General features: G+C 43.5%; 10 protein-coding genes. All 10 read left to right on the top strand.

The window, feature by feature from the left end:
* Positions 1–366: 366 nt before the first annotated feature.
* Positions 367–663, top strand: coding sequence for a hypothetical protein (locus tag ACQ86K_RS18090; protein ID WP_431198488.1), 297 nt, complete (start codon positions 367–369; stop codon positions 661–663).
* Positions 609–1,316 carry a FecR family protein gene (locus ACQ86K_RS18085; protein ID WP_431198487.1) on the top strand — a complete coding sequence of 236 codons (708 nt, stop codon included), beginning with the start codon at positions 609–611 and terminating at the stop codon, positions 1,314–1,316. The genes ACQ86K_RS18090 and ACQ86K_RS18085 overlap by 55 nt, the downstream gene beginning before the upstream one ends.
* Entirely contained in the window at positions 1,316–1,492 is a 177-nt protein-coding gene (locus ACQ86K_RS18080; RefSeq protein WP_431198486.1) for a DUF4974 domain-containing protein, read from the top strand. Before ACQ86K_RS18085 ends, ACQ86K_RS18080 begins: the two co-directional genes overlap by 1 nt.
* Positions 1,493–1,799: 307 nt before the next feature.
* Entirely contained in the window at positions 1,800–2,396 is a 597-nt protein-coding gene (locus ACQ86K_RS18075; RefSeq protein WP_431198485.1) for a carboxypeptidase-like regulatory domain-containing protein, read from the top strand.
* Positions 2,288–5,203: a SusC/RagA family TonB-linked outer membrane protein gene (locus tag ACQ86K_RS18070; RefSeq protein ID WP_431200885.1), complete on the top strand. Its 2,916-nt coding sequence runs from the start codon at positions 2,288–2,290 to the stop codon at positions 5,201–5,203. Before ACQ86K_RS18075 ends, ACQ86K_RS18070 begins: the two co-directional genes overlap by 109 nt.
* A gap of 18 nt (positions 5,204–5,221) precedes the next feature.
* Positions 5,222–5,749 (top strand): RagB/SusD family nutrient uptake outer membrane protein, encoded by a 528-nt coding sequence (locus ACQ86K_RS18065; RefSeq protein ID WP_431198484.1) that lies wholly within the window; start codon positions 5,222–5,224, stop codon positions 5,747–5,749.
* A gap of 25 nt (positions 5,750–5,774) precedes the next feature.
* On the top strand, positions 5,775–7,067 hold the full coding sequence (locus ACQ86K_RS18060) for a RagB/SusD family nutrient uptake outer membrane protein (RefSeq protein ID WP_431198483.1): 1,293 nt from the start codon (positions 5,775–5,777) through the stop codon (positions 7,065–7,067).
* 174 nt (positions 7,068–7,241) lie between these two features.
* Entirely contained in the window at positions 7,242–9,800 is a 2,559-nt protein-coding gene (locus ACQ86K_RS18055) for a hypothetical protein (protein ID WP_091162727.1), read from the top strand.
* Positions 9,801–9,809: 9 nt separating this feature from the next.
* On the top strand, positions 9,810–11,858 hold the full coding sequence (locus ACQ86K_RS18050) for a hypothetical protein (RefSeq protein WP_431198482.1): 2,049 nt from the start codon (positions 9,810–9,812) through the stop codon (positions 11,856–11,858).
* Positions 11,848–12,147, top strand: a complete 300-nt coding sequence (locus ACQ86K_RS18045) for a hypothetical protein (protein ID WP_431198481.1) — start codon at positions 11,848–11,850, stop codon at positions 12,145–12,147. Before ACQ86K_RS18050 ends, ACQ86K_RS18045 begins: the two co-directional genes overlap by 11 nt.
* The last annotated feature ends 38 nt before the right edge of the window (positions 12,148–12,185 follow it).

The following is a 12,185-nucleotide window of genomic DNA, read 5'->3' as shown; positions in this document are numbered from 1 at the left end:
GCTATTTTTAACTGATTGGTAAAGATTTTACCGTCGGGGTAATTAATACAGGCTTTCAATAACAACACTTCGCTGTTATAAAACTCAAAAAACATATTTATGAGCCTTGTTGCGATAAACAAACGTTTGCGTTGAATTTATTTTTGACAAATTCTTATGTCTGAAAGCATTAACGACCCGATACGGCCACTTGGAATAGCTAAACCAAAAGTCAGTTTTCAATAAGCTTTCTTACAGTAATAGGAGGTGATACCTTCCCCAACCTATCATCCGGTAAATTATTTTCAATTTTTTAATTTTTATCTACTCCCTCCCCCGGTAGTAGTTGTATATGGGGTAATAAGGATGATATATCCTTTAACGATTATGCAACCACAAGACATCGAAGATTTAATAGAACGGTATAACAGCGGCATGACTACTCCGGCAGAGAACGCTTTGGTTGAAAGCTGGTATTTAAAATACAAGCACGGCGATCCTTATTTGTCGCAGGAGCAATTGGAAGAAGATCAGAAAGAGAGCCTTGATAATCTGCTGAATGAAATACAGGGAAGGACAAAAAGGATACAATTATCGCGTTGGGCAATAGCTGCTTCAATACTTTTTTTATGGCTGTGGGGGGATACTTTTTTAGCATTAATAATAATTCCCGCCGGCAAATAGCTGCAGTTAAGCCTCAGAAACAGGATGTAGCCCCCGGCGGAAACAAAGCCATATTAACATTAGGGGATGGGAGTACCATTGTATTAAATGGTGCAAAGATTGGAAAACTCGCACGTCAGGGTAACATCGTTATAAAAAAAGCCGCCGACGGCCAAATTAGTTATAGGGATGTTGTTGTGGACTTCCATCCGTCAAAGAACATTATATATAACACCGCCGCTACGCCGCAAGGCGGGCAGTATCAATTTATTTTGGCTGATGGTACTAAAGTATGGTTAAACGCATCGTCATCAATAAAATACCCGGTAGTTTTTAATGGTAACGAACGCAGGGTAGAACTTACCGGCGAGGCCTATTTTGAAGTTGCACACAATGCCAAAAAGCCGTTCAAAGTTATTTCAAACGGGCAAACAGTAGAGGTATTAGGCACCCACTTCAATATCAATGCTTATAATGATGAGCAGGCTGTTAAAACTACCCTGCTCGAAGGCAGTGTAAAAGTATCGGCCGGGAAAGTGAGTAATATCATTAAACCTGGGCAGCAGGCAAGGTTTGATCACGGCCTGATCGATGTTATGAATGTAGATGCGGATGAAGTGGTGGCCTGGAAAAACGGATTTTTCTTTTTGAAGACAATAATATTCAGGAAGTAATGCGGCAGCTTTCGCGCTGGTATGGTGTGGAGATCAAATATGAAGGACAATTACCCTCGCGGAGATTCTCGGGCGAAATTTCCAGGAACGTCAATCTGTCACAAATACTGGATATTCTGAGCTTTAAGCAAATACATTACAAAATAGATGGGAAAACAATTATTGTAATGAACTAACACCTGTAATTAACCAATTATTCACCTCAAAATAAAAGGAACCATATGGAAAAATAAATACACACCCGGCCTTCAAAATTTAGGCCCATCCCCACAAGGTTAACTCAAAAAAAACGCATCCCGAGGGCAATCGGAATGCGGTTAAATATTGAGTTAACCCTCCCCGCAAAACGGGAATATGTTTAGTGTCTCTAACTATCTGTTAACCCAACTCAACAAAAGTATGAAATTAAATGCTTTTTTAATGGCCATGCGTTGTCCGTGGCCGCGCAAAATGTTATTAGTTATGAAATTGACTACCTTGATCATGTTAGTTGCCCTTCTTGAATGTAGTGCAAAAGTGTATAGTCAAAAAATTAACCTGGATGAAACAAATTCCTCACTGAAAAAAGTACTTAACCAGATAAATAAACAAACAGGATATGTGTTTTTTTATGATTCAAAAGATGTACAGAATAAAAGTGTAACCATTCATCTGAAAGATGCCTCAATAGATGAGGCATTAAAGGAATGTCTTAAAAATCAGTCCTTAACTTATAAAAAGGTTAATAACAACATTGTTCTTCAGCAAATTGAAAAGACTGTTGATAATGTGGTTACCAGCTTAAATGTAAGCCCGGTTAAGATAAGCGGGCAGGTATTTGATAACAAAAATATACCGCTGGCCGGCGTGACTATTTCAGTAAAGGGAAGTCAAGCCATCACAATATCCGACGCCAGTGGTAAATTCAACATAGAGGTTCCGGATGGGAACGCAACACTTGTTTTTTCATTTGTTGGCTATGTGAAAAAAGAATTGCAGGTTACTCCCGGTACACCTATGCTGGTAAGGATGGAAGCCGATGTAAGCGGGCTCAGCGAAATAGTTGTGGTTGCCTATGGTACGCAGAAAAAGAAAACCTGACAGGTGCAATAGGTGTAATTAAATCATCTGCACTTGAAAACCGCCCTACATCTTCCCCAGCCAATTTGTTGCAAGGCCTGTCACCAGGCGTTACCGTTACTACGCAAGGTAGTTATCCCGGCGCAAGCGCTAATATTAAAATCAGGGAGTCCTCAACCTGGCAGGGCGGGACAGACCCGCTATACGTGATAGACGGTTTTGTAAGGGATGCAACAACATTTGCCACCATTAACCCGGCCGATATCGATAACATCAGTATCCTGAAAGATGCCGCGTCAACCGCGATTTATGGTATCAGGGGCGGTAACGGTGTTGTTTTGATTACAACAAAACATGGCGTAGCCAATAAAACCTTTATATCCTACAATGCATCATATACCATGAATAACCGTGAAATTACACCGCGGAGAATGAATGCTTTTGATGCTTATACTTTTGCCAATGAGGCATTTGCCCAAAAAGGTTTGCCGGCAAACGATCCAAGCTACTATACACCTGACGAGTTAGATTATTTCAAAACACATTCGTACGATTGGTTAAAAGATACCTGGCGTAATCCATGGAATACTTCACATAACTTAGCCGTAAGCGGTGGTTCGCAAGCAGCCAGGTACTATATCTCGGCAGGGTATTTCCAGCAGGAAGGGGCAACCTCAAATTCCTTCCGTAAATATAATTTAACAGCAAAAATAGATGGACAAATTTCTGAGCGATGGAGCTATAATTTAAATATCCAAAGCGAATGGAATAACGGCAGCCGTCCGTTCTGGGCCTATGATTATGGGGATTTCAATTTGTCGAACATGTACAACAGGCTGTTAATGGTAAATCCCGGCCGGCCCTCTTTTATTAATGGCCTTCCTGTTGGCAACTTTGATAACACCAATACCGCCAACCTGGCAAAGGGAAATGGTGGCTACACCAAGCCGTCGGGCAATAATATTACCCCGGTTTTTCAATTGAAATATGATATCCCAGGAATAACCGGACTATCGGCAAAGGGTACTTTCGCTTACAATACCACTAATAATTACACCAAAGCATGGCGTAATGCACCTTACATTTATTATTTCCAAACCGGTGGCGACCATAACCACATCGTTACCGATAAATTGGATTTAACACGATCAGGAGGCTATCAGATATTAGACCAGGCCCAGATTTCCGGAATTGGTGCACCTACCGAATTGCAGGAGTCATATTCGCAGTCATCTAATTACCAACTGGATTTGATGTTGAATTATGACCGATCTTTTGGCCTTCATAATATCAGCGCGTTTGCCGGCTATGAGCAATCGGCATACCGGGGCCATTATTCAACCATTTGGGATGACAATTACAGCAACCCTAACTATCAGCAAATTAACGGCGGATCAACCAATAGCACCGACTGGTATATCAGGGGCGATCAGAACCAGCCTACAGGCTTCGCTTCCTATTTTGGCAGGGTTGATTACAATTACGCCTCAAAATATTTGCTTGGCTTTACCATGAGGGCCGACGGTTCTTATATCTTTCCGTCAAATAAGCGTTGGGGATATTTTCCGGCCGTTTCAGCAGGCTGGAATATCGCCAATGAAAACTTCTTTGCAAATTATACTAAAGTCCTTGATGTTTTGAAGCTGCGTTTTTCTTACGGTATAACCGGTACAGATAATACAGCTCCATGGCAATGGCAACAAACCTACAACTTTAACGCAAACTCAGGTATTTATATAGGATCCGGGCTTCCGCCTTCAACAACGTTGGGTGCAACTATCAACCCCAATATCACATGGGAAAAAAATCATAACTACAACCTGGGTTTAGACTTTGGCATGCCAAAAAGAATCCTTACCGGAACTGTTGATTTATGGTACAAAAAAACCACCGATATTCTTGGTGCACGTGTAGCATCGGTCCCAAGTACGGTTGGAGCAAGCTTGCCTGCAGTTAATTATGGGATAGCATCGGCACGGGGTATTGAGCTATCTCTTAGCCACGAACGGCACATCAATGACTTTTTCTATCGCGTGTCTGGCAACTGGTCATATTCTGCCAACAAATATCTGAAGGTTGACCAGGCAGCGTCAGTTCGTGGTTACCAGAACCTGATAGGACAACCCATTAACGGGATTATATGGGGTTATGTATCCGATGGAATTATCAGAACACAGCAGGACGTGGATAATATTTTAAAAGCTAACGGCCCCAATTTTACCATATTTGGCAGCAAGCCACAGCCCGGGATGTTGATGTACAAGGACATCAGGGGCCCACTGGGTACCGATTCGCCTGATGGGAAAATTGACGGGAACGACCAGCAGATCATTTCAAAAAACGGGATACCGCGTGTTAATTATGGCTTCAACTTCACATTTGGCTGGAAAGGACTTAACCTCACCGCTGTATTTGCTGGTTTGGGCCGTTACGACATTATGCCTACCGATGTTTACTACAGGCGGCCTTTACCTGGCAATGATAATTTAACCATCTGGAAAAATGCATGGACTCCGCAAACAGCCTCTACCGCTACCATGCCAAGTCCTATTATGACCGACTGGCAAGGCACAAGCAACAGCGAGGTGTCATCTACATTCTGGTTAAAAAATGGCGCTTTCCTGCGGTTAAAGTCCTTAATTGTTGACTATAGTTTGCCGGTAAGCTTGTTGTTGAAAATAAAAGTTAAAGCTGTGAAGGTTTATTTCAGCGGCGAAAACCTGTATCAATGGAACCATGTAACCGATTGGGACCCTGAACTGGGCGGCGACTTTAGAATGTACCCTGTATTAAGAGGGTTTACCTGCGGGCTTAATGTAACACTTTAAACATTAAATTATTAGATCATGAAACTTAAATTCAATATACTATTCGTTTTATTGGGGATAATTGCTTTAACAATATCCTGTAAAAAGGTATTTGATGTTGATCATCCGGGAGGCCCAATTACGCCAGAGCAGGAATGGGGCAGTCCTGATTTTGTAAAAGGATATGTAACCAATTTCTATAATATTTTACCTTCCTGGAACAGAAATGAAGAACTGGCCGGCGAAGCTTATTCTGGTGGCAGCGGCGGCAATGGCCTTAACTCTTTTCTTAAAGGCACTTATACAAGCCAAAGCGGTTACCCCGACAGGGTTTGGGACTGGGGAAGGGTAAGGTCTATCAATAACTTTTTTGCAAATATTGATAAAAGTAAATCTGCTCTATCTGATGCCGATTATAAAAGCCTGAAAGGCCAGGCATACTTCTTCCGCGCATATTTATACTACAGGATGGTAAAAGTATTAGGAGGGGTGCCAATCATTACCGCGGTTCAGGACCCAACAGCCGATATAAATACTTTACTGGTAAAAAGAAATTCTGTCACTTGAGTGTTTTGATTTTATTGGCAAACAGTTGGATAGCGCAATTAATTTATTGCCGGCTACCTGGGGTTCAAATGATATTGGCCGGGTTACCAAAGGCGCGGCTATGGCGGTAAAAGGCGAAGCCCTGTTACTAAAAGCAAGCCCCCTGTTTTGCAAAACACCTAATGCCACTTATTGGAATGATGCTTATAGTGCCTTGCTGGCCGCTAAAACTGAGTTAGATGCTGATGGTTATGGCTTATATACCGATAATACTGCAAAACCAAATGAAAACATGTGGTATGATAAGGCCGGGGCTGCTAAGGAAATGGTTTTGAGCTTACGCTACCATTATCCCGAAAAAACAAATGGCTTTCAACAAGGGCAAAGGCCTTTAACTGAAACCTCTGGCGCTGCAGGCTCCTGTGATCCTACCTGGGAGATGGTGCAGGCTTATCCCATGAAAAATGGTCTCCCAATTTCCGACCCGGCTTCGGGATATGACCCTACAGAGTTTTGGAAGGACAGGGATCCGCGCTTCTATCAAACAATTGTGTATAATGGCGCCAGGTATGATTTTGCGGATATTACACCACGTGTGCAATGGATTTTTAACACGATAGCCGGGGATGATGCCTACAAAGCCACACCCAATTATAATATCACTGGTTTTTATTGCCGTAAGGGGATTGATACCACATTGGGTTCAAGCGTTTGGAACCGCCAGGCTTTTGATTGGCCTATCATCAGGTATGCTGAGGTTTTACTTAACCTTGCTGAGGCTGCTAATGAAGTACAGCACCCGGCCGAAGCAAGGGCCTATATTATTCAAATCCGCCAAAGGGCCCATATAACAGCAGGAGCAGGAAATTATGGATTGGCTGCATCGGTTGGCTCTGATTATCAGGCCACATTGAACGCTGTTATGACCGAACGGGCTATAGAGTTTGCTTTTGAAGGAAAACGATTTTGGGATTTAAGGCGCAGGCGGATGTTTAATGTACTGAATAGCATGGGTACGCTGCACGCTTACGGGCCGTACTTTAACAGCGCGGCTGCATCCTCTCAATATGGTATTAATATTACGCAAAGTAATAGCGGGATTGCCGCACAGCTTTCTAATCTGATAGTCAATTCACCGGCATCGTTTGATCGTAACGCTTTTCTTAAGGCTATTACCAATTACAAATATGAGCCGATAGATCCTGGTGCCACCAGTCAAATCAATATACCCGATGCCTATTATTTCGGTCCTATTGATCCGCAGTATATTTTACAAAACAAAAATCTGCAGCAAAATATAGGATGGGATGGCGGAACATTTAATCCGGTGATACAATAGGTGCCGAATGTGTTTTATTTTTTAAGTGTACTTCCGGTAATGAGACTACATGAGGTTTAGTTGAAGAGGCGTCCCTGTATGGTGGTACAGGGCGCCCTCTTTTATCATTGATCAGAAAGCGGTACTTAGAAATTGGAAATGCTTTTTAGTTAATTATATATGAGTTTTTATAACATGATAAATAAATTGAACACAGGTTTTTTAGTTCTCCTGGCGTTCAGTATGATGCTGGTAATTCACCCGCAGGCAAATGCACAAACCATTACTTTAAACACAAAGTTTGTCACGCTTAGTATAAACAAACGTGGGTTCATTACCAGTATTAAGGATAAATCATCCCATAAAGAATATTGCCCTGCCGGTAAAGTTTCTGCCTTGCTTAGTCTGTACAAAGGCGAAAACTATATACTGCCGGTATCCGCTGCATTTAACACGCTCAATAAGCGTATAACGCTACACTATCCTAATGGTTCGGTGGCAACGGTGCAAACTGATGAAAAAGGGGAGTATGTACGATTGAAACTGGTATCGCTTAAGCCGCGAAACGGGGTTGATAATATCGTTTGGGGCCCTTATAAATTAACTATCTCTAAAACAATAGGAGATATCCTGGGCGTAGTGAGAGATGATGATTTCGCATTTGGCATACTGGGTTTAAATGACAATACCACCGGCGGCCCTCCAACAGGAGGCGACATGTCTTTCATGTACTATTTTATTCATTCGCCTGATCCCCTGAAATACCCCTTGCCTCCAAATCTTAAGGAAGGTCAAACTTTCACAATCGGCGGAGATGGGATAAATGATGTGGCGTTTTATTCACATCCGGAAGAGTATTACCGGATGAACTACGGAAACGGGGCAAGACTTGAACCCGCTTTTGGTTCTACAGTTTGCATGCATTCAAGAGACCGGAGAAAGGAACAGATGATACGCTTCCCGGTGTTGCCCGATAATTTGGATGGGAAGGTAAATTCGGCCAGGTACCAGTTGGTGCCGCCGGTTAATGCCGATTACATCGGGTCGTCGGTTGCTTTGCTTGCCTGTCCCGATTCTGTCGGGCTCCGCACTATCGAACAAATAGTTTTAAAGGAAGGGCTGCCGCATCCCGAAATTGATGGTCAATGGATCAAAGACCCTAAAGCATATCGCCCTGATATTGCATGGCATGGCGCTCATGACAGCCTGATCACCTATGCTCATCAATTAGCCATCAAAGGCGTACAGGATGAAGGATGGGGCGAATATTATCCCAACCCGCAAAATCGCTGGACTAACAGAAAAATAAATTTCAACAACGCGGCTCCCATGAACATTCCGGACTATGGTGCATTGATGAAGAAAAATGGGATCAGGTATGGACTGCATACCCTGTGCGAGTTTCTGCAGCCTGATAATAACAGCGATGTGGCCCCGGTACCGAGCGATAGCCTGGCCATTATGCAGCGCACTTCCATAACCAAAAATCTTACTGATCAGGACACGGTTATAACGGTGGCCGACAGGGCCTATTTCAACGAGTTTGGTGGATGGGAAGGTAACCATACCAATGTGCTGAAAATAGGGAAGGAGCTTATAGAATACAATGGCATTAGCGAGAGCAAGCCTTACACCTTTTTACATATCAAAAGGGGGCTTTACGGAACAAAAAGAGGTACCTATAAAAAGGGTACTACAATAGTAAAGCTGCAGCCTAACTGCTATCGTGGTTTTGTTCCGGATATGAATTTGCAAAAAGTATATGCAGATTATTATGGCAAGTGGCTCACAGAAGGAGGGATGGATTATATTGATTTTGATGGCCTGGAGAGTTGTATATACCAGGGACAGGGGCAATATTCCTTTAAACAGTTTTTCAGGAAATTATTTGATACCTATGCAAAAAATGGAGGTGATTACCTCCGCGTAATGGGAAGTGCGGTTTATGAAGGCAACTGGCATTATATGAGCGTTTGCAATGTTGGCGGCGGCAATAATATGTTTAATCCGGTATTGAACCAATGGGGAATAGAGGGGAAAGATATGCGATATGTTTTTGAGAGCAGTTATTTACCTGCAACATTCGGAATAGTTGATTTGCACAGTGATTGGAGTTTATATGACGCAGAAAACCTGGAAGCCAAATCAATTGGTTGGAATGCAACTTATATGCTTGGTTTGAGCCAGCACACTGTTGAAAATTGCCCGGAAAAGAATAACATTTTCAAGGCATACCGCGCCTGGGAAAATGCAAGGGCCTCGAATGTTTTCACCAAAGCGGTAAAAGAGCGTTTAAAAAATTTAAACTATAAATTTCACCTGGTGCAAAACGGCGAAAAGTCTTTCGTTTTATATCCTGTACGTGAAACCCGCTTTCCTGACCAGCAATACACTATCGAAAAAAATACCTGCCGGTTAAATAATGAATTTGATGCGCAGCCGCTGGATTGTGCGATACGGATATCATCAACCGAAAAAGACGGATATGCTGATGGCATCAGGATCACTTTTCAGGACGGTACAGAACTTTCAATCGACAAAAAAATTACCAATGGCGAATTTATTATCCTGAAGGATAATGCTCGCTATGTAGCGGATAAGAACAGAAAGAAGATCGCTGAAATTCCTACTCAGGGCAATTTGAGCCTTCCGCACGGGGCATCGTCAATCCAGGTTAGCGCCTTGCATAACAGCAATCAAAAAGTAAATATGGAACTGCTGGTTTCATCCGTAGGTCCGGGTATAGCACTTTGATGATTTAACATGAACTTTAACAAAAAAAGCTGCCTTTCCGCATTCATAATTTATACATGCTTAACAGGCATTGCCCACGCGCAGGGAGCAAAAAAGCTTATAACTCCGGATTTTTTAAAAGCGGTGCATGGAAATATACGTGTAAGCGCTATCCAATATGAGGGCACCAAAGCATTAAATAAATTTGTGTTCGGGAACAACAGCCTTACAACAGACAGTGCCCAGTGGTTGCTTAACTTAACCGCAAAACAGGGTGCAAGCGCCGGGATACTGGATATCACCGCTGATATTAAGTTAAAAGAAGGCCATGCAGCTGCCACGGCCCTGGAGGTATCTTTTGACTTCAGCCGTTGGAGCAGGAAGAATTATGTTATGATGCCTGCAAGTATGTATAACGGGAACAGGTATCCTGCTATTGGAAACGGGTACAATCCACCCTACACCAGGGACATGTACTATAACCCCAAAGTACCGCTAACCATTTCAAATAACCCCAGGTTATCCGCAGAACCCGATAAAGCATCGCTGGTGCAGTTACAAACCGGCAATGCAGCAACGCCGGCAATGTGCTTCTATTCACCATCGCTAAAGAAAGGCTTTATCCTGTTGACCACCCAGCAGACCCAGTTGGGCAACAGTGGCCTTACCATTGCAGAAAATGCAAAACAAGATAGTTGCAGCTTTCGCATTTCGGCACCGGCGGTGCGCAGACTGGCGCCCGGGTTTGGGGATTTTCATGAAAGTGGCGATAAAGCACGCGACTGGAAACCCGGCGACCATGTAACCATCGCGATGAGATTGTGCGTATTTGATGCCCGCAACATACCCGATTTGCTTACGAAGTTTATGCAGGTACGTAAGGATATAACCGGGCCAAATAGCCCCCGCAATATATTGCCTATGAGTAAGGTACTTGCAGTAGGTTCGGCTATATGCAGCGGTAATTTTATACATGTTCCTGCCGGTAGTTATTACAAGCCCGAAAATAATGACGATTTTCAGTTGGGTTGGGTGAGCGGTATGATGAATACCTATCCTATGCTGGCGCTTAATAATGCAAAAGAACGTGAGCGGGTGGCGGAAGAGATCGACTTTGTTGTGAATAAACTTCAGGGGAAAAGCGGCTTTTTTTATGGCGGAATAGAAGCAAATGGCCGCCTGCTTTTTGAAAAAATGCACCCCGATTTCGCGGAAGGCCAGGCTATGGTACGCAAAAACAGTGACGCTTTATTGTGGCTGATGAAACATCTGTTGCTGCTGAAAGCGCAGGGTTTTGGAAATATAATTAAGCCCGAATGGGAGTCGGCCGCTAAGAAACTGGCCGAAGCTTTTACTAACACCTGGAAAAGATACGGCGAGTTTGGGCAGTACATCGTACCCGAAACTGGCGAGATAGCCGTATTTAACTCCACGGCGGGAGCGATAGCGCCCGGCGGGCTCGCCATTGCGGCAAATTACTTTAATCATCCGGAGTGGCTTGGAATAGCCAGGGATGCTGCCAATTATTATTACCAGCGCGATGTGGTAAACCAGGGCCTCACCGGCGGCGACTGCGGGGATATTAGCATGGATGCTAATTCAGAATCGGCATTTGGTTTTTTAGAATCATTGATGGCCTTATATAACGTTACCGGCGATAAAAGCTGGTTGCAAAAAGCTGAGGTAGAAGCGGCGCTTTGCTCAACCTGGGTGTTGTCCTATGATCCTGTTTTTCCAGCCGGCAGCCAGATCGCGAAGTTGAACTGCCATATGGCCGGGGCAGTTTGGGCCAGTATTCAAAATAAACATTCGGCTCCGGGTATTTGTGAAGCCTCGGGCGATTACCTGTTCAAATTATACCGTGCAACAGGTAACAAATTATATGCAGATTTGATAAGGGATATTCAACATGCGCACGCCGAAGCAGTAAATATGCCAGGTCATTATACTACAAACAACCTTATCGGATCGAGCATGGAACGAATTCAGCCCAGCGACGCCGAAGGCGGGGAGCGTTGGCAATTTCATAAACACCCGGAATTCGTGGACGGAAACCAACGGTATGTTAATGGCGATTGAATTGCCCGGAATTTATCTTCAGACAGATAAGGAAAAACTCCTGGTTTTTGATCATGTGCACGCTGCTGTTTTGAAGAAGGATAAGAAATCGACCACGTTGCTGGTGAGCAACAACACTGGGTATGATGCCAACGTAGCCGTTTTTGCAGAAAGCAGCGCCCAGGCTCAGAAGCCGCTTCCGTATACCGCGTTTTTACATTGGCCTAAAGTGATGGTAAAAGCAGGACAAAAAGTACAGTTGCAAATCACCACGGGCAACAAAATTTTGGCCATTAAAACACTCAACTAAAAACATGACAAACACTGTCGACTCAAAAAAAGGCGGGA

It is taken from the genome of Mucilaginibacter sp. P19, from assembly GCF_050632265.1.
Classification (GTDB): Bacteria; Bacteroidota; Bacteroidia; order Sphingobacteriales; family Sphingobacteriaceae; genus Mucilaginibacter; species Mucilaginibacter gossypii.
Note: the sequence above shows the minus strand (reverse complement) of the source record. Positions and strands in the feature narration are given on the sequence as shown.

Excerpts from the sequence above, each read along its gene's own strand:
- ACQ86K_RS18050 (WP_431198482.1), top strand. The coding sequence starts at position 9,810 with ATGAACTTTAACAAAAAAAGCTGCCTTTCCGCATTCATAATTTATACA.
- ACQ86K_RS18085 (WP_431198487.1), top strand. The coding sequence starts at position 609 with ATGGCTGTGGGGGGATACTTTTTTAGCATTAATAATAATTCCCGCCGG.
- ACQ86K_RS18045 (WP_431198481.1), top strand. The coding sequence starts at position 11,848 with ATGGCGATTGAATTGCCCGGAATTTATCTTCAGACAGATAAGGAAAAA.
- ACQ86K_RS18080 (WP_431198486.1), top strand. The coding sequence starts at position 1,316 with ATGCGGCAGCTTTCGCGCTGGTATGGTGTGGAGATCAAATATGAAGGA.
- ACQ86K_RS18090 (WP_431198488.1), top strand. The coding sequence starts at position 367 with ATGCAACCACAAGACATCGAAGATTTAATAGAACGGTATAACAGCGGC.
- ACQ86K_RS18055 (WP_091162727.1), top strand. The coding sequence starts at position 7,242 with ATGATAAATAAATTGAACACAGGTTTTTTAGTTCTCCTGGCGTTCAGT.
- ACQ86K_RS18075 (WP_431198485.1), top strand. The coding sequence starts at position 1,800 with ATGTTAGTTGCCCTTCTTGAATGTAGTGCAAAAGTGTATAGTCAAAAA.
- ACQ86K_RS18065 (WP_431198484.1), top strand. The coding sequence starts at position 5,222 with ATGAAACTTAAATTCAATATACTATTCGTTTTATTGGGGATAATTGCT.